Below are 23,006 nucleotides of genomic sequence, written 5' to 3' on the forward strand. Positions count from 1 at the left end.
GTCGAGACCCGCGCCGACGCGGAGGCGTCGCCGCGGCGGAGCGCGTCGGCGAGGGTCTCGACCGTGCCGGCCAGCGCCGAGACCAGTCGGCGCGCCTCCGCCCGCGCCGCCCGCAGCGGGTTCCGGGGCACGATCGCCGTGCAGAGCAGCGCGGCGAGACCGCCGACGAGACCGTCGAGGCTGCGCGTGAACACTCCCCCGTCGGGTGCCGGGAGCACCATCACGAGCATGGCCTGCGTGCCCGCCGCCACGGCGAAGCCGGGCGACGGCGAGAGCGCGCGTCCCACCGTGAAGACGACCGCGAGCACGAGGGCCAGCTGCCAGACGCCCGTGCCCCAGAGCAGCAGGAGCACCTCGCTCAGCGCGATGCCGAGGACCATCCCGACCGCGGTCTCGGCGACCTGCTTCGGGCGCGTGTCGCGCGCGATGCCCAGACTCGAGATGGTGGCCGTCAACGACAGCACCGGCGCCGGGTGCCCGAACACGAAGCGCGAAACGGAGTAGGCGAGCACCGCCGCGAGCACGATCTGCACCACCGCGGGCGCCGACGCCACCGCGCGGGCCACGCCCCGCGAAGGTCGCAGACGATCGCCGTGGACGAGGCTCCGGATCCGCTCGGCCGCCCGATCCCGACGTGCGGGTCCTGCGGCCACCACGGTGTGGCCTACCTGGTCTTCGCCCCGAGTCGGGGCAGACGGGGAACGCCCGCCTCCGCACCGGCTCCGGGCGGGACGACGACCTCCTGGGCCGCCGCGACGCGGATCTGGCCCGCGAGGACCGTCAGCTCGAGATCGACCGGGACGGCGCGCTTGACGACGGCGAGCGCCACCGGGCCGTCCTCGTAGTGCCAGGCGCTGGAGGTGACCGCGCCGACCTCGACGCTCTCGCCGTTCCTCACCGCGAAGACGGGATCGCCGTGCGACGGCAGCGCGGAATCGGAGCCGTCGAGCTGCAGCAGGACCAGGCGGCGGGGCGGGTGGCCGAGGTTGTGCACCTTCGCCACCGTCTCCTGACCTCGGTAGCAGCCCTTGGCGAGGTGCACCGAGGAGCGGAGCAGGTCGAGCTCGTGCGGGATGGACCGCTCGTCGACCTCGGTCGCGTGGCGCGGACGCCACGCCGCGATGCGGAGCGCCTCGAGCGCGTCGGACCCGGCGAGGACCACGCCCGCCGCCGCGGCAGCCGAGGCGAGGCCCGCGAGAGCGGCGCGCGGCACGAGGGTCTCGCGCGCGTGCCAGTCGGCCGCCGGATGCTCGGCCGCGGCGTACTGCCAGCCGCCGGGCTGGACGCTCGTCCACGGGTCGATCCAGCTGACGGCGGAGTCGCCCGCCAGGCCGAGGACGAACGAGGCGGCGGATCCGTCGCCGAGGGTCGCGAGCGTCGCGAACTCGTCGGTGCGGTCCGCGATCTCGACGCGGAGCAGGAAGCGCATCCGGTCGAGCCAGGCCGCGAGGCCGGCCGTCTCGTCGCGGTCGAGCAGGAGCCAGGCCGCCTCGCCGTCGTCGACGACGCGGATCAGGTGCTCGATGCGGCCGGTCGGGTCCAGGAGGAGCGTCTCGGCGGAGTCGCCGGGCTGCAGTCCCCGGAGCGCCTGACTGGTCAGGGAGTCGAGCCAGGTGAGGCGGTCGGGACCGGTGACGGTGACGACTCCGCGCCCCGACAGGTCGACGAGCGCGGTGCCCGCGGCGAGCGCGCGCTGCTCGCGGAAGGGCTCGCCGTAGTGCGCGGCGACACCCGGCTCGGCGACGCTCGCGGTGGCGACCGCGCCGGGGACGTCGAGCAGGGGGGAGAGCGCATCAGTCGACACGGGCGAGCCTTCCGGAGGCGTGGGTGCGCAGGCCCTGGCCGAGCGCGGCGATGTCCCACGCCCAGAGCAGGTGGTCGTCGACGAGGCCGTAGAGGCGGGTGGCGGCGGCGTAGTCCTTCGCGGCGGCGGTGCGCATGACCGCGTCCGTCGCGAGGTCGATCCTCGGGCCCTTGACCTGGCCGAGGTAGAGCTCGCTCACGCCGTCCGGGTGGACGAGCGAGACCTCGATGTCGAAGCCGCCCGCGGCGTTGCGGAGGGTCTCGACCGATTCCGCGTCCGGATAGGCGGGAGCACCGCGACCCGGCAGCATCGCGGGGCCGGCATCGGCGTCCGTCAGGGCGCGGCTGAGGCGCCAGTAGCCCATCTCGCTCACCAGCGGGCTGTGCCCGATCTCGCGCTCGTCGTCGAGCAGCCAGGTGTAGGAGCTGTAGTTGAGGTAGGGCAGACCGTCGTAGCTGAAGCTGACGCGGTGGCCGAACTCGGCCTGCACGGACTCGTCGCCGACGGCGTAGTCGACGACTCCGGACCCCTCCCAGACGCCGAGCAGCCAGGAGAGGGGGACGAGCTCGGGCGGCAGGCCCGACGGAAGGGAGATCACTCCGGTTCTGACGCGGCGGCTAGCTCTGGCCGCGGTAGAGCTTGTAGACGACGACTCCCGAGACCCACGCGATCGCGAGGGAGGCGAGCCCGAGCAGTCCGAGATAGAAGAGTTCCAGCGCGAGAAGCATGGCTCCATCCTACCCGGCGGCACGGGCGCGGAGCGGGGGCGGGGCCTGCGGGACGGCGGGGAGCGTCAGCGCCCGGCGAGAGCCGCGATCGCGCTCGCGACGCCGACGACGACCATGGAGCCGACGACGCTCGTCATCGTCCGCAGGAGGTACCCGGAGGCCCGGGCGACGGCGAGCTGCACCGCGAAGGTCGCCAGCACGCATCCTCCGAACGTGAGGGCGAGCCACGTCTGAGCCGACCCCGGCGACGCCAGCACCAGCGACACGACGGACCCCGCGAGTGCCAGCACCCAGACGATGCCGACGCCCACCCGATCACCGCTCATCCGTCAATTGTGCCCTAGGGCGCGTCGAACACGGGATCGCCGTCGCGAGCACACGGCCTGACCGTGCGAGCTGCACGGAGGAAGCAGACGGTCGATGCGGGCATCGACCGAGGATCCCGACGCCGCGGATCGTGCGATCAGGACGCGGCGGAGCACGCGAGAACGTGTTCGACACGGCCCGGGCGATCGGCCGTTCCGGCCCGCCGCTAGTATTGCCGCAGACCATTTCTGGAGGATCCGTGGCGCAGTTGTTGATACTGACCTCTGCGGGGGGCACCGAGGTGCTGCCCGCGCTGGGGCTCCTCAGCCACAAGACCCGGCAGATCCCCGCCGAGCCGGCCCAGCTCGTGAACGCTCCGAGCTGCGATCTCATCTTCGTCGACGCCCGTCAGGACCTCGCCAGCGCCAAGTCGCTCTGCAAGATCCTGACCACCACCGGCATCAACGTCCCGCTCATCCTGATCCTCACCGAGGGCGGGCTCACGGCGGTCTCGGCCGACTGGGGCGTCAACGACGTGATCCTCGACTCCGCCGGCCCCGCCGAGGTCGACGCGCGCATCCGCCTCGTCATCGGGCGCCTCGCCCAGGAGCAGTCGACGTCGCGCATCCAGGCGTCCGGCGTCGTGATCGACGAGGCGAGCTACTCGGCGAAGGTGCACGGCCGCCCCCTCGACCTCACCTTCAAGGAGTTCGAGCTCCTGCGCTTCTTCGCCACCCATCCGTCCCGGGTGTTCACCCGCGAGCAGCTGCTCAGCGAGGTGTGGGGCTACGACTACTTCGGCGGCACGCGCACGGTCGACGTGCACGTGCGGCGCCTGCGCGCCAAGCTCGGCGACCTCGAGTCCCTCATCGGCACCGTCCGCAACGTCGGATACCGGTTCAACGTCTACGAAGAGGACAATGAGCGAGTCCCTCAACCTCTCCGTTGAGAACCTGGCCGACCCCGCGGTGTCGGCCGGTCTCGAGCAGCTGATCGGCCGCGCCCAGTGGTTCGACGGGCAGCCGCCCTTCAGCGACCAGACCCTGGTCGATGCGCGCACCGGCTCGCGCACGCTGCTCATCGGCCTGCGCGCCGACGTGGTCGTCGCCGCGGCCGTCCTCGGGCAGGGCGAGCTCGAGTTCGTCGTCGACCCGGAGTGGCGCGGCGTGGGCTTCGGCCGGGCCGTGCTGGAGCAGGTGCTCGCGAGCGGACGGACGGGTCTGCTCGCCTGGGCGCACGGCGACCACCCCGCTGCGCGCTCGCTCGCCGAGTCGCACGGCTTCGCTCCGGTGCGCACGCTCCTGCACCTCGAGCTCGAGCCCCTGGCCGCCCCCGAGGTGCGGGTCCCCGAGGGGTACGTGCTCTCGGACGCCCGCGGTCTCGATCCCGCGGAGTGGGTCGCGCTCAACGCGCGCGTGTTCGCCGCGCATCCGGAGCAGGGTCGGCTCACCGAGGACGACCTCGACGCCCGCCGGTCCGAGGACTGGTTCGACGAGGGCGACTTCCTGGTGCTGCGGAACGCCTCCGGCGCTCTCGTGGGCTACGACTGGCTGAAGATCGAGCCCGGATCGACGACGGGCGAGATCTACGTGCTCGGCATCGCTCCTGAGGAGGCGGGCCGCGGCCTCGGCCGCGCACTCCTGGGCGCGGGCCTCGCCCGCATGCTCGCGCGCGGCTGCACCACCGCCGACCTCTACGTCGAGGCCGAGAACCGCTCGGCCGTGGCCCTCTACCGCTCGCTCGGCTTCACCGACGCCTCCGTCGACGTGCAGTACCTGCAGCGCACGCCCGCCGTCCGCTGATCCGGAGGCTCCTCCCCCGGCGGCGTTCACGCCCCATTCACCACCGGCGGCGCGGAGCGCGCGGAGGCGGTGCCAGGATGGTCGCATGGACGGCGACAACCTCATTCTCGAAGACGGCCTGAGCGACGAACTCGACGACGACTTCGACGACGAGGAGGAGCACTCGGACCCTCTCCTCCCGGACAACCGCTACCTCGACCGCGAGCTGAGCTGGCTGGCGTTCAACCAGCGCGTGCTGGAGCTCGCCGAGGACCCGCTGGTGCCGGTGCTCGAGCGCGCCAACTTCCTGGCGATCTTCTCCTCGAACCTCGACGAGTTCTTCATGGTGCGGGTCGCCGGTCTCAAGCGCCGCATCCTCACCGGCCTCGCCCTCACGACGAACATCGGCCGCGTCCCTCTGGACGTGCTGACCGACATCTCCGAGAAGGCGCACCAGCTGCAGCAGCGTCACGCCCGGGCCTTCAAGGACCAGGTCGAGCCCGCTCTGCGGGAGGCCGGCATCGACATCGTCCGGTGGGACGAGCTCAGCGACGCCGAGCGGGCGGTGCTGGACGACTACTTCTCGGCCCAGATCTTCCCGGTCCTGATGCCGCTGGCCGTCGACCCGGCGCACCCGTTCCCGTACATCTCCGGGCTCTCGCTCAACCTGTCGGTCCGGGTGCGCAACCCCAAGACCCAGAAGACCGAGTTCGCCCGCCTCAAGGTGCCGCAGATGCTCCCGCGCTTCGTGCGCATCGCCGGCGTCGCCGCGCCCGGCGAGCCCATGCGGTTCATCTCGCTCGAGGACCTCATCGCGAACGAGCTCGACGACCTCTTCCCCGGCATGGAGATCCTCGATCACCACGTCTTCCGGGTGACCCGCAACGAGGACGTCGAGGTCGACGAGGACGAGACCGAGAACCTCATCAAGGCACTCGAGAAGGAGCTGCTGCGCCGCCGGTTCGGGCCGCCCATCCGCCTCGAGGTCACCGACGACATGGACGACGAGACGCTCGGCCTGCTCGTCCGCGAGCTCGACATCACGACGCAGGAGGTCTACAAGCTCCCCGCTCCGCTGGACCTGGGCGGCCTCTTCAGCCTGCAGAAGATCGACCGGCCGGACCTGAAGTACCCGAACCACGTCCCGACGACGGCGGCGCAGCTCATGCCGACGGAGCCGAACCAGCGCCAGGACGTCTTCAAGGCGGTCTCCCGCGGCGACGTGCTGCTGCACCACCCCTACGAGTCGTTCGCGACGAGCGTCCAGTCGTTCCTCGAGCAGGCCGCCGCCGACCCGGATGTGCTCGCGATCAAGCAGACGCTCTACCGAACCTCGGGCGACTCCCCGATCGTCGAGGCCCTCATCGACGCGGCCGAGTCGGGCAAGCAGGTCCTCGCCCTGGTCGAGATCAAGGCGCGCTTCGACGAGCAGGCCAACATCTCGTGGGCCCGCAAGCTCGAGAAGGCCGGCGTGCACGTCGTCTACGGCCTCGTCGGCCTCAAGACCCACTGCAAGCTCGCCCTCGTCATCCGCCAGGAGAAGGGCGGGGTGCTGCGGCACTACTCCCACATCGGCACCGGCAACTACAACCCGAAGACCTCGCGCATCTACGAGGACCTCGGCCTGCTCACCGCCGACGACGAGGTCGGCAAGGACCTCACCCGTCTGTTCAACGAACTGTCGGGCTACGCGATCGAGAAGAAGTTCAAGCGCCTGCTGGTGGCTCCGCGCCACCTCCGCAAGGGACTGCTGAAGCGGATCGACGCCGAGACCGAGAACGCCCGCGCCGGCAAGCCCTCCGGGATCCGGATCAAGGTCAACTCGATCGTCGACGAGGCCGTGATCGACGCGCTCTACCGCGCCAGCCAGGCCGGGGTCCCGGTCGACGTCTGGGTCCGCGGCATCTGCGGGCTGAAGCCCGGACAGGAGGGGCTCAGCGAGAACATCCGCGTCCGCTCGATCCTGGGCCGCTACCTCGAGCACTCGCGCATCTTCAGCTTCGTCAACGACGGCGATCCGATGGTCTACATCGGCAGCGCAGACATGATGCACCGCAACCTCGACCGCCGGGTCGAGGCCCTCGTGCGGATCGTCGAGCCCGCCCACCTCAGCGAGATCGACGACATGTTCGAGCGCGCGATGGACGAGAAGACGGCCTCGTGGTGGCTCGGACCCGACGGTGTCTGGACGCGCCGCCACCTCGACGAGGACGGAGCCCCGCTGTCGGATCTCCAGAACCGTCTGATGGCGCACATCACGCACCGCAAGCGCATCGCGTCGCGGGCCGCGTCCCGGGCCTCCTCCCGCTGACGCCGTGACGGGGACCGTCTACGCGGCCGGAGCGGTGTGCTGGCGGATCATCGAGGGCCGCCCGCACATCCTCGTGATCCACCGACCGCACCGGAGGGACGTCAGCCTGCCCAAGGGCAAGGTCGACCCGGGCGAGTCGCTGCCCGAGACCGCGGTGCGCGAGATCCGGGAGGAGACCGGGCTCGCCGTCGGGCTCGGCGTGCCGCTGGGCTCGACGGAGTACACGCTGCCCAACGGGCGGCCCAAGGCCGTGTACTACTGGGCCGCGAAGGTCAGCGAGAAGGCCGTGCTCCACTCCGACTTCCTGCCGAACCGCGAGGTGGAGGCGCTGGAGTGGGTGACGCCCAAGCGGGCGCGCGGGTACCTCACCTACCCGCACGACGTCGCGATCGTCGACGAGTTCGCCCGGATCGCCGCACGAGGCGCGCTCGAGACGTTCGCGCTCGTCGTGCTGCGGCACGCGAAGGCCGTGCCCGCCTCCTCCTGGGACGGTCGCGACTCGACCCGCCGCCTCAACCGGCGCGGTGCCGAGGAGGCCGCGGCCGCGGGACGCGCCGTCGCCGCGTGGCGCCCGCGCCGCCTCGTCTCGAGCACCGCGAAGCGCTGCCGGGCGACCGTCGCCCCCCTCTCCTCCCTCCTCAAGCGCCCGGTGCGCCTGTCCGAGGACATCAGCCAGGAGTCGTTCGAGAACGGCACAGCTGACATCCGGAGCCTGGTCGGCAAGCGCGTGCGCGCGCGCAAGTCGGCGGTCCTCTGCAGCCACCGGCCGGTGATCCCCGAGATCCTGCGCGAGATCGCCCTCGCCACGGCCACTCCGATCGGCCCGTACCTCGACGAGGCCTCGCACCTGCCCACCGGCGGGTTCACGGTCGTGCACCTCTCGAGCGAGCACCCGGGCTCGGGCATCGTCGCGATCGAGACGCACTCGCCGCTCGCCTGAGCCCCCTAGCTGAGCAGCCGGATCGAGCCGGTTCACCGGCGCGCCCGGCAAGCCCCGACGGGCCTCGTTCACCGCCCGTTCACCCAGCGGACCGTGGGCGGACACGACCCCCTCGTACATTCGCTCGCGGGCTGCACCAGGCCCTGTTCTGTTTCCATGCTTTCCTACCCGAAAGGGATACTTGTGAGAATCTCGCGTCTCGGCCAGGCGGCCGTCGTCGCCGCCGTCGCAGCGATCACTCTGACCTCGTGCGCAGCCAACGAAGGGGGCGCCTCCGCAGGCGGGTCCTCCGAGTCGGCGTCCGGCAGCAGCCTCGAGGGCACGCTCAACGGCATCGGCGCCTCGTCGCAGGGGTCGGCCCAGGAGGCCTGGGTCGCCGCCTTCCAGACGGAGAACCCCGGCGTCACCATCAACTACTCGCCCGACGGCTCGGGCGCGGGGCGCGAGGCGTTCATCGCCGGCGGCGCCGACTTCGCCGGCTCGGACCGCGCGCTGAAGCTCGAGGAGCTCGACGGCTCCTTCGGCAAGTGCGCCGAGGGCACCTCCGCCATCGACGTCCCCGCCTACATCTCCCCCATCGCCCTGGTCTTCAAGGTCGACGGCGTGGACGAGCTCAACCTCGACGCGGCCACCGCCGCGGGCATCTTCAAGGGCACCATCACCAAGTGGAACGCCCCCGAGATCACTGCGCTCAACCCCGACGCGACGCTCCCGGACGCCAACATCACCGCGGTGCACCGCTCGGACGACTCGGGCACCACCGAGAACTTCGCCGCGTACCTCAACGCGACCGCTCCCGATGTCTGGGACGCGGAGCCGGACGGCGTCTGGCCCTACGAGGGCGGCGAGGCGGCCCAGGGCACCTCGGGCGTCATCGACACCGTGACCAACGGCACCAACACCATCGGCTACGCCGACGCGTCGCGCGCCGGTGACCTCGGCACCGCGAAGATCAAGGTCGGCGAGGAGTTCGTCGAGTACTCCCCCGAGGCCGCTGCCGCGATCGTCGACGCCTCGCCCGAGGCGACCGACCGTCCCGAGAACGACATCGTGTACGACATCGACTACTCCACCGAGGAGTCGGGCGTGTACCCGGTCGTCCTGGTCAGCTACCTCATCGCCTGCCAGGAGTACCAGGACCCCGCGACGGCTGAGCTCGTCAAGGCGTACCTTGGCTACGTGACCAGCGAGGCCGGTCAGGAGGAGGCCGCGACCTCCGCCGGTGCCGCCCCGCTCTCGTCCGAGCTGTCGACCCAGGTCGCCACCGCGATCGAGTCCATCAAGTAGCACCCCCCGCGCGAATCGGCCCCGGACCCCCACCGGTCCGGGGCCGTCTCGCGGCTCGGCCCCTCCCCCACACCGAACGCAGGGAACCCACCATGAGCACCGCAGAGCGGCCCGTCGGCGCCATCAAGGCGAAGCAGCGTCCGGCCGACCGGATCTTCGCCGGATCGGCCGTCGCCTCCGGCACGCTGATCCTCGTCATCCTCGCCGCCGTCGCCCTCTTCCTGGTCGTGCAGTCGATCCCCGCGCTCACCGCGCCGGCCGACGACATCTCCGGCGGCGCCGGCTTCTGGGCCTACGTCGGGCCCCTGGTCTTCGGCACGGTCTACGCCGCGGCCCTGGCTCTCGTCATCGCCGTCCCGATCTCGATCGGCATCGCGCTCTTCATCTCGCACTACGCCCCGCGCCGTCTCGCGCAGGGCCTGGGCTACGTGATCGATCTGCTGGCCGCCGTGCCGTCGGTCGTCTTCGGCCTCTGGGGCATCACGGTCCTCGCCCCCTTCGTCCAGCCCTTCTACACGTTCCTCACGAACGCCTTCGGCTGGTTCCCGCTCTTCTCCGGTCCCGTCTCGGGCACCGGGCGCACGATCCTCACCGTCGCGCTGGTCCTCGCCGTGATGATCCTGCCGATCGTCACGGCGATCTCGCGCGAGGTCTTCCTCCAGACGCCGACCCTGCACGAGGAGGCGGCGCTCGCCCTCGGCGCGACCCGCTGGGAGATGGTCCGCACCGCGGTCCTCCCCTTCGGCCGCCCCGGCATCATCTCGGCCTCGATGCTCGGCCTCGGCCGCGCGCTGGGCGAGACGATGGCCGTCGCCATCGTCCTCTCGCCGTCCTTCGTCGTGAACTTCGCGCTGCTGCAGTCGACCAACTCCAACACGGTCGCCGCGAACATCGCACTGAGCTTCCCCGAGGCGTACGGCCTCAAGATCAACGAGCTGATCGCCTCCGGCCTGATGCTCTTCGCCATCACGCTCATCGTGAACATGCTGGCTCGCTACATCATCAACCGCCGCAAGGCCTTCTCGGGAGCGAACTGATGGTCACCATGACGACTCCTCCTCGCCAGCGCCGCCGCGTCGAGGACGCCGCTCCCGCGGTGACGAACACCCTCACCAGCGGGCAGCTGCCCAAGTGGGCCCCCCTCGCGCTCCTGGTCGGCAGCATCGCCCTGATGGCCGTCGTGTACGGGCTCCTCGCCGTCAGCGGAGTGACCGCCGGCTTCGACGTCGTCGGCACCGTGTTCTTCGGAGCCGTCCTCTACACCGTGTCGGTGTTCGTGCTCGCCCGACTGGTGGAGGGCGCCCGTCGCGCCACCGACCGGGTCGTCACGACGCTCGTCACCGCCGCGTTCATCGTCGCGCTGATCCCGCTGATCTCGCTGATGTACACCGCGATCACGGCCGGAGCCGCGCGCTTCGACCTCCTCTTCTTCACCTCCTCGATGCGCAACGTCGTCGGCGAGGGCGGCGGCGCTCTGCACGCGATCATGGGCACGCTCATCATCACCGCGCTCGCGGCGGTCATCTCGATCCCGATCGGCCTGATGACGGCCATCTACCTGGTCGAGTACGGCCGGGGCGCGCTCGCCCGCGGCATCACCTTCTTCGTGGACGTGATGACGGGCATCCCCTCGATCGTCGCCGGACTGTTCGCCTACGCCCTGCTGGTGCTGTTCTTCGAGCCGGGTGTCCGCATGGGCTTCGGCGGCGCGATCGCCCTCTCGGTCCTGATGATCCCCGTGGTCGTCCGCTCGACCGAGGAGATGCTGCGCCTCGTCCCGAACGAGCTGCGCGAGGCCTCCTTCGCCCTCGGCGTGCCGAAGTGGCTGACGGTCCTGAAGATCGTCCTCCCCACCTCCATCGCCGGCATCGTCACGGGCGTCATGCTCTCGATCGCCCGCGTCATCGGCGAGACGGCTCCGCTGCTCATCGTCGCCGGCTTCACGCAGTCGATGAACTACAACCCGTTCGACGACCGGATGATGACCCTCCCGGTCTACGTCTTCCGCCAGTACGCCGACCAGGGCTCCGACGCCGCCGCCTACATCGACCGGGCCTGGACGGGCGCGCTCGTCCTCATCCTGATCGTCATGCTCCTCAACCTGCTCGCACGCCTGGTCGCGCGCATCTTCGCCCCCAAGCTCGGCCGCTAACCCGAAGGATCTCCGTTGTCCAAGCGCATCGAAGTCAACGACCTCAACGTCTACTACAGCAAGTTCCTCGCGGTCGAGGGAGTCGGGCTCACCATCGAGCCCCGCACCGTCACCGCCTTCATCGGGCCCTCCGGCTGCGGCAAGTCGACCTTCCTCCGCACGCTCAACCGCATGCACGAGGTCATCCCCGGCGCCTACGTCGACGGCGAGGTGCTGATCGACGGGAACAACCTCTACGGGCCCGGCGTCGACCCGGTCCTCGTCCGCCGACAGGTGGGCATGGTCTTCCAGCGGCCGAACCCGTTCCCGACGATGTCCATCCGCGACAACGTGCTCGCGGGGGTCAAGCTCAACAACCGCCGCATCAGCAAGAGCGACGCGGACGACCTGGTCGAGAAGTCGCTCCAGGGCGCGAACCTCTGGAACGAGGTGAAGGACCGCCTCGAGAAGCCCGGCTCCGGTCTCTCGGGCGGACAGCAGCAGCGTCTGTGCATCGCCCGCGCGATCGCCGTCTCCCCCGACGTCCTGCTGATGGACGAGCCCTGCTCGGCGCTCGACCCGATCTCGACCCTCGCGATCGAGGACCTGATCGAGGAGCTCAAGAACGAGTACACGATCGTGATCGTGACGCACAACATGCAGCAGGCCTCGCGCGTCTCGGACCGCACCGCGTTCTTCAACATCGCGGGCACCGGCAAGCCGGGCAAGCTCATCGAGTACGACGACACCGCGACGATGTTCTCGCGCCCGTCCGTCCAGGCGACCGAGGACTACGTCTCGGGCCGCTTCGGCTGATCCTCCGCCGCGACGACGAGAGCCGCACTCCCCCCCGGGGCGTGCGGCTCTCGTCGTCTCGGGAGGTCCGGCGTCAGGCGGTCTCGATCGCCAGGATCGGCTCGGTGGTCGGGGTGTCCGATCCCCCCTCGTTCTCGACGGTGACGGCGACCACGGCGCCCTCGGCCATCGTCCCCTCGAGGGGCGCGACCGTCCGGCCGTCACCGCCCTCGAAGAGGCCGGCGGCCACGGGGCCCGACGAGTCGATGTACCAGAGCTCGTAGGTCTTGCCGTCGGGCAGTGGGGCGAGATCGTCGACGACGAGCGCCGAGCGTCCCAGCGAGCTCGACCAGACCAGCGTGGCGGACTCGCCCGAGGCGACCGTGGCGGTCGACTCCTGCGCGTCGGGAGCGCTGCGGATCTGCTCGAGCGCGGTCAGCTCCTGCGTCTGTCCCGAGCCCGGCGAGAGGACCGTCGGCAGCGTCACTCCGCCGACCACGATCACCGCGGCGGCGGCCGCGGCCGACAGGTAGACCGCCGGTCGCGTGAACCAGCGCCCGCGAGCCCTGGCCTCGGCACCGTGGCGGCCGGACGCGGACGGCGGCGCTGCGGCCACCTCCCGCTCGGGTTCGACGGCGTGCAGTCGAGGCGCCTCGGCCTGCTCGACGGGCTCCTCGCGCGGGAGCTGGGGCGTTGTGGCGATGAGCGCCATCAGATCGGCCTTGAGGGTCGGTGACGGCGCCACCGACGGCGCGTCATCGGCGAGCGCCTCGGCCACGGCCGAGAACTCGTCGGCTTCGACCCGCGCCTCCGGATGCTCGGCGAGGTACTGCTCGTAGCGGGCCTGCTCGCGCGGAGTCAGGATGCCCAGGGCGTGCCCGGCGGCGAGGTCGCGGGGATCCTCCGCCTCGTCGGGTCGAAGCGCATCGGTCACCGGGTCACCCCCATCTCTTCTCGAAGTCTGATCATTCCATCGCGCAGGCGCGTCTTCACGGTACCGACGGGGCACTGCAGGATCCCCGCGATCTCGCTGTGCGAGTACCCGCCGTAGTACGCCAGCTGCAGCGCCTGCCGCTGCAGCTCCGTCAAGCGGCCCATGGCGGCCGCGACCTTCTCGTGCTCAAGAGACACCTCCGCCTGCTCGGCGACCTGGTCGTAGTCACGACCGAGATCCCGGATTCCGATGCGGACGTCCCTGTCGCGGCCCGCTTGGGCCGCGCGTACCCTGTCGATGGCCCTGCGGTGTGCCATCGTGAGGATCCAAGTCGTCGCGCTTCCTTTATTCGGAGCGAAGCGTGCAGCGGTTTGCCAGATCTCGAGGAACACCTCCTGGGTCACCTCCTCGGACTGCGCGCGGTCGACGAGCACGCGGGTGACGAGCCCGAGGACCCGCGCGGCGGTGAGGTCGTAGAGCTCGGCGAAGGCCGCCTGGTCGGCGGTGGCGACGCGCTCGAGGAGCGTGCCGAGATCGGTCGTCGTCCCGTCGCTCATCCGCGCTGCCCCGCCTGCGCCCTGCTCCGGAAGCCCTGAGCCACGGAGGAGACCACGATCGACACCGCGGAGACGAGCACGACGACCTCGATCGGGTGCACCACGAAGCGGATGTCGATCGCGAAGGCTCCGACATTCAGCGGCGCCGGGGCGGACAGCCGGGGCGAGAGCCACAGGGCGATCAGCCCGGCGGCCGCGGCGGTGAGTGCCGGGTATGTCCGGGGACGCAGCAGCACCCAGAGGCCGGCGATCACGTCGAGAATCGCCAGCGAGCGCATCACCGCTCCTTGCGAGACCGTGAGGCCTCCGCCGAGGAGGGCGCCGTCCGCGCCGTCGACGAGCGGAGCGCCGAGGAAGTACAGGACGGCGGCGACGAGCAGGCCCATCCCGGCCCACCACCGCGCGCCTCTCCGGAACGCGGTGCGGTTCTTCATCGGGATCGCGCCTGTCTGTCGAGGACTGTGACGTGCTGTGCAGAACGGCCGTCTCGGGCCACCCGTCACCGGGCCCTCACTTCCTCGCTCACGAGCGTGGAGAAGGGGCCGGACCGCAGGAACGCCTCTCGGCGCGAGGCCGCTCGAAGCGGCTATAAGTGGAGCCCGGGGTTACTGCGATCCGGCCGTACCCAGTGTAACCACTGCCCCCGGGGTGCTCGCGAGGCGCGTTCGCGAGCGGTGAACGGGGTTGCGGTGCGGGGCGGCCGCGTTACTCCAGCGAGTCGCTGCGCCAGAGGCGCGCGCAGCTGACGAGCTCGGCGGCGGTGGTCGAGAGGCGCAGCGCGCGCGTGGTGAGCTCGCTCGCCCGCGGTCCGTCGATCAGCTCGACGTCGTCGGCGACCGAGGCGGCTCCAGAAGCGCTCACGCGGCAGAACGCGGCCGCGCGATCGAGCGCCACGGCGAAGTCGCCATCGAACACCCCGCGCAGGATGCGATCGGCGAGCTCGGTGATCTCGGCCGGGCCCGTCGGCGTGCTGGCGCCCGCGACCACCGGATCGATCGTGGAGGACAGCTCCACGCCCCGCTGGTACAGGAAGCTCGTGCTGTCCGGGTCCTGCCGGATGACCAGGCGCAGCAGGTAGATGCGCCAGAGCGCCCCAGGCAGGCTGGCCGCGCTCGAGCGCGCCCAGAGCTCGGCGAGCGCGTCGATGCCGTTGTGATCGGTGTACTCGACCAGGCGGTCGATGATCACCGGATCGGGATCGTTCCGAACGCGGCTGAGGAGCGCGATGGCCGTCTCGTGGGCGACGCGGCTGATCTGCGCCGGGTCCTCGCCTCCCTGGAACGCCTCGAAGACGTGGGAGGGGAACTTGGTCGGCTTGTGGAAGCCGTCTGTCATGGGGCCGCCTTCCGCGGTCGGTGGGCGGACGCGCACGTCCGCCCGGTGGTGAAGAGGTTCGGTGAGGGTAACGCCCTCGGGTGCCCGAGTATGCCCCTCGACCTGCGTTCCCGCATGCCCGCGGGCCCCTGCTCCCGGGTCTCCGCGGGCGCGCTACCCTGGAGCCCGCGGGCCTCTAGCTCAGTTGGCAGAGCAGCGGACTTTTAATCCGCGGGTCGTCGGTTCGAGCCCGACGGGGCCCACCGGGAAGTGCCAGGTCAGGCATCGAAACCGATGCTTTGCTTTGCTCCCACTCGCAAGCATGGGGCAGGCATGGGGCAGAGGAAGCCCTCTCCCCTGTCTTGACGTCCTTCTCAACGACCGACGCGGCGAGCATCAAGCGAATGACGAGATTGCTTCCACGGGTCCCGAGGGGCGAGTTGCCCTAGCTGCCACTCCTCAACTTCCGAGGGCCAGAAGCGGTGCCGATTCCCGACACGGAACGACGGGAACGATGGATCGGTCGCGTGCCACCCGGCCTTCCACGTAGACACGCCCAGCATGGCTGCAAGACCCGGTACGTCGAGCGCCTTCTCGCCCCCGTACTGGCCCCGCTTCAACGACCGACCCGTTTACGACCGAGGGACTTCTTGGACTGCAGCCAAGGGGCACCGCTCGAGAGGTAGGCACGCACCTCGGACGGCCAGAAGCGATGCTGGCGACCGACTCGAAATGACGGGAACAGCGGATCGTTCGCGAGGGTGTAGGCAGTTGCTTCAGAAGTATTGAGCATGGTCGCCAGACCAAGAAGGTCGATAGCTCGCTCGCCCGCATATCTCGCATCGCCGTGGGCTGTGCCGGCTTCTCGGTCGCGCATGACTCTCCTGTCGTCGGTCGATTCTCGCTCTCGGCGACGCCGCGCGCAGCATGTCGAAGAGTCCGGGCATGTCCGCGACATGTGGTCGTCGTATCCGGCGGCACGACTCCTGCCTAGACGTACAACTCCGACATCTGATCCATCGCATGTCTGAGGCGAGTCATCGATGGGCCCGACTTGTAGTTGCGCGTCATCCGGTTTGAGGAGTGCCCGAGCAGCTCGACGATGGCGTCTTCGGACACGCCGGCCTCGTAGAGCATGTCGACAGCGGCGTGTCTCAAATCGTGCAGTCGAATGTTCTTCGTGATCCCGAGTTCTCGCCGGAGGGTCTTCCATCGGTTCGTCATCCAGTCAGGATCAATCGGGTTGCCGACTGGGTTGACGAAAACGAGACCGTTGCGTGGGACGGGGTTGCTCCTGATGTGGGCGAGCAAGATCCCCCGCAGGGGTTCGACGAGCGGAACGAAGCGCACCCCCGCCGTTGATTTGGGTCTCGTCAGATAGAGGGAGCCGTGCACATGCCTGCGCTCGAACGTGCGCGGCATGTCTACGTGCCTCTGAGCACAGTCGGCGCCACGCCGGTACGTCTGGCACGCGTCCGACGAGCACCCGTGCAACCAGGGGAACCGCTGTAACTGCCAGGAAAGCTCGAGCACTTCGCCGACCCGAGTGAGTTCCAGTCCGAGGACTTCTCCTCGTCGGGCACCCGTGAGAAGCGAAGTAGCCCACAGAGCTCCATCTGGCCGGGCGGCGAGCGAGCGAAACACCTGCCGGGCCTCTTCCGGCGTCAGGGCGGACAACGAGCCTGGCGCCTTCCGCGGGGGTCTCATCCGCTGAGCGGGGTTCCGGTCGAGGATCTCGTCGCGGACCGCATCGCCGAGACACACGGCGAGCACGCGATGCGTGTGCAGCGCGCTGCTGGGTGAGAGCCCGTGATCGAGCATTCGCGTCTCGACGCGGCGAAGGTGGGTCGGGCCGACTGACGCGAGAGGCACGTCTCCGATGGCCGGGAGCACGTGAAGACGGAGTGCGCTTTCGTAAGCGGCGTACGTCATCGGCTTGATGCGGCGTCGAGCGACCGTTTCGAGCCAGTGAGTCGACCATGCTCCGACGGTCCAGCGCAGGTGGTCTGCAGCAACAGCGGCGCGTAGGTCGGCCATTTTGCGGATGTTGCGGTCGTGCGCGATCTGCTCCGACATTACGCGGAACGCCTCGCGCGCCACCGCTTCGTCCTTGCTACGAACAGTCTTTCGTCGCCGTTTTCCGTTCACCTTTGGCAGGTCGACGGTGGCCGTCCAAAGCCCGCTGGTGCGAGCGAAGTAGACCGACCCGAACTGACGGGGGGTCACAGAGTCAATCGGCTTTTCTTCGGACACGGATAGAGGATGCCCGATTAATCGCTTGATGTCACGTGGCGAAAAGCTGACCTGTCCCACATGGAAGAATAAGTTCCCATACGGACAGAATTGCCGTCCATATGCGGCACCTCAAAGTTCAGATCCGGACTATCGAGCGGAGCTTTTCCGAAAGGCATTGCACTCCGCTCGCTGGCACTGGATAGGCTCACGCTCATGAAGCGACTGCTGCTGCCCGTACTCGTCCTCGTGATCGCTCTCGCCGGGTGCGCGACCAACGAGCCCGGGGACCCGACCGTGGGGACGCCTTCACTCGCGCCAACGCCGAGCCCAGCCAGTCCGACTCCGACGGCCTTGCCGATCTCGACGGCAACTCCGACGCCGACAGCCGCGCCCACTACCGCAGCAGCGGCACCGGTGTCTGCCATCCCTCGTCCGGACGCGGACCAGGAGGCGTTCCTGCGTGCGAGCCTCAACGAGGTTGACCCGGCGCTGGTCGGCGACGACGGCGTAGTGAACCACTCGCGCGACCAGTGCTCATCGATCCTCGGCGGCGCTTCCGAAGAGAGCCTCATCGCATCGACGAAGCTGCGCTTCGAGACGGCCACGTTCACGCCGACCGACTCGCAGGCAGTCCAGATCCTCGACGTGATCCGCTCGGGCGGGTGGTGTGGTTAGGGGCGCGGACCACCGACAGACACCGCCGATGTTGGCCTAGCGCCGCCCCTAGCTGGTGCTTCTCTCCTATGTCAACGCTCTCGTCTCACGGGCGCCCCCGGACATACCGTCGAGCTCGAAGTCGTTACGGCTAACGAAGTGGGGACCAGCTCGTGACTCAGCTGAACATCCAGGGAAGCGTGTACCTCCTCGCTGAGGAGACCGACCTCGATGCGCTGAAGGACGAGCTGCTCTCGGCGATGCGGGGAGAGCCGACGTTCGTCACCTTCGTGACGATGACTGGTGAGACGGTCACGACGTCGGTCACGTCGTGCACGCCCTTGGCGCTGATCGAGTCGGTCTCGCACGTGCACTATCCCGAGATGCTCCCCGACGACGATCCGCGGCCCCACCCGTACTCCGAGTTCGGCTAAACAACCGCGGTCAGTCACCTGTGGAGGGAGGCTCCGGACTGATACGAAGCCCCGCCGCGGTGTGAGAGTCGTGCAGCAGTTGACGCACCCACTCGGGGTTCATGCGCGGTGCGCGTCCACCGTGGTACTTGAAGCGCAGCGGGATGGCGGGGTGCAGCCAGATGGAAGTCCGACCGTCGCCCACGCTGTTGGAGTCCTTCCAACTGAAGAAGAACGATTCGCCCTTGGACAGCTTCGCGCCAATGACGGCCTGAATGTGAGCGAGAAGTCGGTCGTCAAAATCCGCCTCAACCGTTGAGTCGTACACGAGTCGTCCCACGATGGCTCCCGCCGTTGGGTGCGCTCCAGGATGCCCAACCAGGAATCCGGACGAACGGTTGAGCTTAGGCCGCGCCTGCGGTGTTTGGGCACGCACCCTCAACGTCGTGCGTTCCTACGAGGACGTCTGGCTTGACCGCTGCCACGTCAGGAACGCTTCTGCCGCGTCCCGAAGCGTGTCCCCGGCGCCGACGATCCACTCGTCGCGCGTGACGCACACGAACGTCGGCTGGCCCTGGTACTCGACGTACCTGATCCACCCGAGCTCCTCGCGCTTGTCGCCCATGCGCCACTCGTGGGGGCGAACGGAGCGGGAGACCATCGAGAGGGGGGTCCAGTGGTGCGACATGCGGCGATCGTGGACGCGACCACTGACACGACACCTCGCTTGCGCTCAGAGTTCACCTGCGGTCACTCTAGCTAGAGTCATGAGTCGCCTTGGTTAACCGCAAGCCTCTTCCTTATCACAGGGTAGTACGGGTTTGAGACATGCAAGACTTCGCAAAGGCTCTCAAGGAGAAGGGAATCCTTTGCCTTGAGGAGGTTTTCCTGCTTCACGCCTTGCGGTTGGGTGCTTTCCATGATGAGTACGCCAAGAGCTTGCCCATTATAGGACAGTCGATATCCCACTAGGCTACGAGCCTGCATTCGTAAACCGGCGGCAGTCCGTTTGTCGAATTTCTGATTCCTGCAAAGCTCCTCCTCCCACTCTGCCCTGACCGCTTTTTGCCTCCGGACAAGCGTCTCGCCCTGTTGCCAAGTGGTTGCGATATAACCCTGGTGATCGGGGTAGATGCCACGCCCTGACTCTTTCAGTGCGGGGTTCGCTGAATGTCGGGAGAGCATTACAAAAGACGACCCGTGGTGAAAGTACACCGACACTCGCTGATGGGTTGCGAGGAGATCGCAATGCTGCGCAATCCTAATCAACATGGCGTCCACGCTTTTCTCAAGCGCCAATGCAGTTGCATCAGCCAGAGCGTTTGCGTCGCTCAGCGATCGGGCCAGGCCGGCATATGTAGGTCGGAGGGTCGCCTGCGCCGCTATCCCGCTTAGACCCAGGATGATACCCAATGGGAGGGACCAGAACTGGGTTTCCGGAATAGAGGAGAATGCGAATACAAGTGCACTCAGAACCCCGAGCGTATATCCGCCATTGCCGCGAAAGAAGATTAGTGCCCTGTGTCCGGCGCGCTCAAGTGCGCTGCCGCGCACGTCTTTTTCGGCTACGGCGATTCTCTCGCTCAAGCTAAACGGCGACGAGCTCCGACTCTTGAAGAGTCAGACTAAGCCGAGAGTGAGTTGTGTGCGCGAAGGCGGACTCGAGAATTTCGTCAGCGAGATCATCGAGCGCAACATCGACATCCGCGTTGAGCTCTATCGTCACGTCCAGGTATCGATCGACCACGCGCGCATTTGCGCTGATTAAGCTGGGACGCATCTCACGCTCGCGCCTGAGGGCAGAATTGAAGAGACCCGCAAAGTCGAGGAGCTCTCTCTTTCGCAGCGCCCCGCCCGCTCCGCGGATTTCGAGAGTAACCGTGCCTTGGTAACGTGCCACTCGTCTCGCCCCCTCGCGGTTTGCATAAATGTATGGGATATGGTGCGAGGTTCCGACCAAACCTAACCACACTGTAATCCTCGCTCCTGAAGATCGGCGGAGGGAATCACCCCTTTTCGGGGGTGACATCTACTCGCCGCGTTTCCATCGCTGGACGGTGTTCGTGGAGATGCCGGCCGCCGCAGCGATCGCGCGCACTGAGCCACTCGCGTCGAGTGCAGCGAGTACGGCGTTGCGCAGCTCGGCGTCCGCGTCGCGTCGCGTAGTTCCGGCGGCCTCCAGGCGCGCGATCATCTGCGGAGTGAGGTCGGCCATCGCGCCAGGTTACCTAGCGGCACCTGTAGCGATATCGCTACGATTCCCCGCATGTGGTTCGCCCTGTACCGTCGCCTGTTCTTCCGCCGCACTCGTCCGTGTCGCGCGTGTGGCCTGTTGCCTGCGCGTCGTGACGGGTTCTGCTCCGACGGATGCGCGCGCACGTTCGAGTTCTACAACTGACGAAACGCGCCCCACCCGGCCGGGATGGCTAGGTGGGGCGCGGTTGTCACGAGCGGGTGATCCAGAGTTTCCAGGAGCCCGTCGGTGGCGTGTAATCGGCGCCGCTCATGTTGAGAACTTGGACGCGGATGGCGTCGGCTCCGTGCACGTGAGCGGTGATCGTGACTCCGCCGTTGATGGCGGCGGGCGGGGCGATGACCACCTGGTCGCCGAACTTGATGCCCGACCCGCTGGCGTTCACTTGCGCCCACCGGACTGTTCCGGTCGCGATGGGCACTGAAGCATTCCAGGTGAGGGTCGTGTCGATGATGGTTCGACCGCCGCGCCGGGTGAGCCCGTTGATGGTGAGCACTGACGGGTTCTGGCTGGTGGACGGCGCACTGCCGCCTAGGTAGGTGACGTCGCCGGACCTGATCGTGTACGCGGTTCCCGATGGGTTCGTGAACGTGTACGCGGGGAGGGTGTTGGCGGTGTCGCGGATGACGCGGATGTTGTCCACGATAAGTTCGCCGCTGCCTGCGATGTCAGCCCAGGAGACGACTCCGTTGCTGGCGGTGGCGGGGCTGTTGCTGTAGTCCACGAGCTGGTCGTGGACGAACATGCGCTTGGTGACGAGTCCTCCGCGGCGCACGGGTCCGGTGACGAATCCGGACACGCGGCCACCGTTGATTTCGACGTCCCACGCGTTGAAGATCGCGAACCCGTACCCCTGCTGTGTGCCGAGGATGGCGGTCGGTGATCCTTCGGCTTCGCAGTTCTCCCAGTAGTAGCGGGTTTCCGCGGTCGTCTGGTCGGCGATGTCGTTCTGGCTGGTGGTGTTGAACCCGTACCGCAGGAACCGGATGGCCCTGCAGTTGATGTACCGCACCGTGTTGTCGTAGGTCGCCTTGAAGGTGGCGCCGGATTCGCGGAACCCGTCGAAGCAGTCTTCGGCAACGCACCCTTCGAAGGTGGTGTCGTGGGCGCGGTTCTGGAACCCGACCTCGGTGGTGGTTGCGCGTGCCCCCGCGCCGGCTGCTCGCGCGGTGCAGTCGATGAACTTGGTGCCGCGTGCGCCGCCGTGGGTGTCGAACGCGGCGGAGTAGGTGTGTGATGCGACGGAGTCGGAGACGGTGTTGGAGACGGGGACGCCGCACGACCACACGTTGACTCCGCCTGTGGGGTAGGTGGATGGCTTGTTGGCGGGGTTGGTGGTGACTCCGTGGCGGCACATGGTGAAGTCGCCGTTGCTGATCTGGGTGCCGGTGGCGGCGGCTTGGATCTCGACGCCGTACCCGTATGCCTGCTCACTGGTGTTGGCGAGGTTGGGGAGCCGGTTGATGCGGGGGGCGATGATGTTCGCGCGGTGCACGGATCGGAGGACGATCGCGGAGGCGAGTGCGTAGTCGATGGTGACGTTGCGGAGGGTGGGTGCTTGTGCGCCGCTGACGACGATGGCGTCTGCTCGCTGTGAGGAACCGATGGCACGGTCGGCTGCCCCGACGGTGGAGATGCTGCAGTCCTCGAGGGTGAGGGTGCAGGTGGGGTCGGGGCGGTAGAGGCGAACGTTGGTGGTGTACGTGTCCGCGAGGAGCCCGGGTACGGCGATCATGGGTGCGGAGGCGATTGCGCCGCGGGTGGTGCCGCCGATGGTGATGTTCTCGCCGCTGGTGAACGTGCCGGTGATGGGCCGGTACAGGTAGTAGGTGTCTCCTGCTGCGGTCGCTCCGGCTCCGAGGAGGTAGGCGGTCGCGCCGGAGGTTGCCCCGGTGACGATCTTGCCGGAGTCGGTGAGCGGCAGTCCGGTGCCCGCGGTGGTGTACTTCGCGACGAGTCCGGTGGTGACGAGCCACTGCCCCTGGTACGTGTCGAGCCCGGACACGTACTGGGTGTTGTAGAGGTCTGAGCTGGTGAGGAAGAGGGCGTCTCCGGGCTGGGTGTTCGCGTAGGCGGCGGGCATGGTGATTGTGGTCATGACGCCGTAGGGGGTGTTGTCGCCGGATGACGCGAGCGCGAGCTGCCCGATGCTCGCTGCCGTGATTGTGGTTCCGGTTCCGGGGTCGGCGGTGAAGTCGAACACGCGCTTGCCGTCGCGCTGCAGGAACCGGGTGCCCGTTCCCTGCCCTCGGATACGCAGCTTCTTGAACGCGTAGTCGGAGGTCGCGGACCGCCAGTTGGCGACGTTGATGGGGTAGTCGCCGTTCGGGAACCACAGGGGCATGTCTGCGGTGATGGAGTCCTGGATGGCGGTGAGTACGAGCGCGTCCCACGCGGCGTCGGTGGTGGGTGTGCCGGTGTTGTCGAGGTACGAGCGGAAGTCGATGGCCTGGGTGGCCTGCGACTCCCGCCCGAACCCGTTGACAGGCTGGCCCTTCGCGTTCAGCGCGACGACTCCGCCCTTCTTGCCGATGGCGGTGTCGTTGATGAACCTGGGCATCT

25 protein-coding genes and 1 tRNA gene are annotated in these 23,006 nt (G+C 68.5%); 11 read left to right on the top strand and 15 right to left on the bottom strand.

Annotated elements, in window-relative coordinates; genetic code table 11:
* The 4 genes from NB037_RS02910 to NB037_RS02925 all read right to left on the bottom strand — a co-directional run.
* On the bottom strand, positions 1-566 hold a 566-nt coding region (locus tag NB037_RS02910), incomplete at its 3' end, for an FUSC family protein (protein ID WP_251943496.1).
* A 98-nt stretch (positions 567-664) separates the two neighbouring features.
* The gene (gene ygfZ / locus NB037_RS02915; protein WP_251943498.1) at positions 665-1,804 is read right to left on the bottom strand and encodes a CAF17-like 4Fe-4S cluster assembly/insertion protein YgfZ; all 1,140 of its coding nucleotides are present in this window, start codon (positions 1,802-1,804) and stop codon (positions 665-667) included.
* Entirely contained in the window at positions 1,794-2,402 is a 609-nt protein-coding gene (locus tag NB037_RS02920) for a nitrobindin family protein (RefSeq protein WP_207406577.1), read from the bottom strand. Before NB037_RS02920 ends, ygfZ begins: the two co-directional genes overlap by 11 nt.
* Before the next feature lie 195 nt (positions 2,403-2,597).
* The gene (locus NB037_RS02925; protein WP_251943500.1) at positions 2,598-2,858 is read right to left on the bottom strand and encodes a hypothetical protein; all 261 of its coding nucleotides are present in this window, start codon (positions 2,856-2,858) and stop codon (positions 2,598-2,600) included.
* Between the two features lie 239 nt (positions 2,859-3,097).
* Between NB037_RS02925 and NB037_RS02930 the strand changes: the two genes are divergently transcribed.
* From NB037_RS02930 to pstB, 8 genes are all read left to right on the top strand, one after another.
* Positions 3,098-3,787, top strand: a complete 690-nt coding sequence (locus tag NB037_RS02930; RefSeq protein WP_207406579.1) for a winged helix-turn-helix domain-containing protein — start codon at positions 3,098-3,100, stop codon at positions 3,785-3,787.
* The gene (gene mshD, locus NB037_RS02935) at positions 3,759-4,640 is read left to right on the top strand and encodes a mycothiol synthase (RefSeq protein WP_251943502.1); all 882 of its coding nucleotides are present in this window, start codon (positions 3,759-3,761) and stop codon (positions 4,638-4,640) included. Before NB037_RS02930 ends, mshD begins: the two co-directional genes overlap by 29 nt.
* 85 nt (positions 4,641-4,725) lie before the next feature.
* On the top strand, positions 4,726-6,930 hold the full coding sequence (locus NB037_RS02940; protein WP_251943504.1) for an RNA degradosome polyphosphate kinase: 2,205 nt from the start codon (positions 4,726-4,728) through the stop codon (positions 6,928-6,930).
* 4 nt (positions 6,931-6,934) lie between these two features.
* A complete protein-coding gene (locus tag NB037_RS02945; RefSeq protein WP_251943506.1) occupies positions 6,935-7,870 on the top strand; it encodes an NUDIX hydrolase in 936 nt (311 codons plus the stop codon).
* Positions 7,871-8,053: 183 nt separating this feature from the next.
* Positions 8,054-9,157, top strand: a complete 1,104-nt coding sequence (locus NB037_RS02950) for a phosphate ABC transporter substrate-binding protein PstS (protein WP_207406584.1) — start codon at positions 8,054-8,056, stop codon at positions 9,155-9,157.
* 92 nt (positions 9,158-9,249) lie between these two features.
* Positions 9,250-10,194, top strand: a complete 945-nt coding sequence (pstC, locus tag NB037_RS02955; protein ID WP_207406586.1) for a phosphate ABC transporter permease subunit PstC — start codon at positions 9,250-9,252, stop codon at positions 10,192-10,194.
* An 8-nt stretch (positions 10,195-10,202) separates the two neighbouring features.
* Positions 10,203-11,309 (top strand): phosphate ABC transporter permease PstA, encoded by a 1,107-nt coding sequence (gene pstA, locus NB037_RS02960; RefSeq protein ID WP_242683339.1) that lies wholly within the window; start codon positions 10,203-10,205, stop codon positions 11,307-11,309.
* Between the two features lie 15 nt (positions 11,310-11,324).
* Positions 11,325-12,104, top strand: a complete 780-nt coding sequence (gene pstB, locus NB037_RS02965; RefSeq protein ID WP_159985721.1) for a phosphate ABC transporter ATP-binding protein PstB — start codon at positions 11,325-11,327, stop codon at positions 12,102-12,104.
* Between the two features lie 73 nt (positions 12,105-12,177).
* On the opposite strand, the gene NB037_RS02970 is transcribed toward pstB, so the two are convergent.
* The 4 genes from NB037_RS02970 to NB037_RS02985 form a co-directional block, all read right to left on the bottom strand.
* Entirely contained in the window at positions 12,178-13,017 is an 840-nt protein-coding gene (locus tag NB037_RS02970; protein ID WP_251943508.1) for an anti-sigma factor, read from the bottom strand.
* Positions 13,014-13,574, bottom strand: coding sequence for an ECF RNA polymerase sigma factor SigK (sigK, locus tag NB037_RS02975; RefSeq protein WP_251943510.1), 561 nt, complete (start codon positions 13,572-13,574; stop codon positions 13,014-13,016). The genes NB037_RS02970 and sigK overlap by 4 nt, the downstream gene beginning before the upstream one ends.
* Entirely contained in the window at positions 13,571-14,008 is a 438-nt protein-coding gene (locus tag NB037_RS02980) for a hypothetical protein (protein ID WP_251943512.1), read from the bottom strand. Before NB037_RS02980 ends, sigK begins: the two co-directional genes overlap by 4 nt.
* A gap of 271 nt (positions 14,009-14,279) precedes the next feature.
* Positions 14,280-14,909 carry a DNA-directed RNA polymerase subunit beta gene (locus NB037_RS02985; protein WP_207406595.1) on the bottom strand — a complete coding sequence of 210 codons (630 nt, stop codon included), beginning with the start codon at positions 14,907-14,909 and terminating at the stop codon, positions 14,280-14,282.
* A gap of 169 nt (positions 14,910-15,078) precedes the next feature.
* Between NB037_RS02985 and NB037_RS02990 the strand changes: the two genes are divergently transcribed.
* Positions 15,079-15,151: transfer RNA gene (locus tag NB037_RS02990), tRNA-Lys, on the top strand.
* A 353-nt stretch (positions 15,152-15,504) separates the two neighbouring features.
* On the opposite strand, the gene NB037_RS02995 is transcribed toward NB037_RS02990, so the two are convergent.
* Positions 15,505-15,765: a helix-turn-helix domain-containing protein gene (locus tag NB037_RS02995; protein ID WP_251943514.1), complete on the bottom strand. Its 261-nt coding sequence runs from the start codon at positions 15,763-15,765 to the stop codon at positions 15,505-15,507.
* Between the two features lie 113 nt (positions 15,766-15,878).
* Positions 15,879-17,141: a tyrosine-type recombinase/integrase gene (locus NB037_RS03000; protein WP_251943515.1), complete on the bottom strand. Its 1,263-nt coding sequence runs from the start codon at positions 17,139-17,141 to the stop codon at positions 15,879-15,881.
* A 195-nt stretch (positions 17,142-17,336) separates the two neighbouring features.
* Between NB037_RS03000 and NB037_RS03005 the strand changes: the two genes are divergently transcribed.
* Entirely contained in the window at positions 17,337-17,798 is a 462-nt protein-coding gene (locus tag NB037_RS03005; RefSeq protein ID WP_251943517.1) for a hypothetical protein, read from the top strand.
* Positions 17,799-17,950: 152 nt separating this feature from the next.
* Positions 17,951-18,211: a hypothetical protein gene (locus NB037_RS03010; protein ID WP_251943519.1), complete on the top strand. Its 261-nt coding sequence runs from the start codon at positions 17,951-17,953 to the stop codon at positions 18,209-18,211.
* 10 nt (positions 18,212-18,221) lie between these two features.
* Here NB037_RS03010 and NB037_RS03015 read toward each other — a convergent pair whose 3' ends face one another.
* The 5 genes from NB037_RS03015 to NB037_RS03035 all read right to left on the bottom strand — a co-directional run bounded on the left by NB037_RS03015 (position 18,222) and on the right by NB037_RS03035 (position 23,004).
* Positions 18,222-18,518, bottom strand: coding sequence for a DUF7882 family protein (locus NB037_RS03015; protein ID WP_308202039.1), 297 nt, complete (start codon positions 18,516-18,518; stop codon positions 18,222-18,224).
* 126 nt (positions 18,519-18,644) lie between these two features.
* On the bottom strand, positions 18,645-18,878 hold the full coding sequence (locus NB037_RS03020; protein ID WP_251943523.1) for a hypothetical protein: 234 nt from the start codon (positions 18,876-18,878) through the stop codon (positions 18,645-18,647).
* A 77-nt stretch (positions 18,879-18,955) separates the two neighbouring features.
* Complete coding sequence (locus NB037_RS03025; RefSeq protein WP_251943524.1) at positions 18,956-19,777, bottom strand: hypothetical protein; 822 nt, start codon at positions 19,775-19,777, stop codon at positions 18,956-18,958.
* A 442-nt stretch (positions 19,778-20,219) separates the two neighbouring features.
* Positions 20,220-20,405, bottom strand: coding sequence for a helix-turn-helix domain-containing protein (locus NB037_RS03030; RefSeq protein ID WP_251943526.1), 186 nt, complete (start codon positions 20,403-20,405; stop codon positions 20,220-20,222).
* Positions 20,406-20,634: 229 nt separating this feature from the next.
* On the bottom strand, positions 20,635-23,004 hold the full coding sequence (locus NB037_RS03035; protein WP_251943528.1) for a hypothetical protein: 2,370 nt from the start codon (positions 23,002-23,004) through the stop codon (positions 20,635-20,637).
* Between the last annotated feature and the right edge of the window lie 2 nt (positions 23,005-23,006).

It is taken from the genome of Rathayibacter rubneri, from assembly GCF_023743255.1.
GTDB lineage: Bacteria > Actinomycetota > Actinomycetes > Actinomycetales > Microbacteriaceae > Rathayibacter > Rathayibacter rubneri.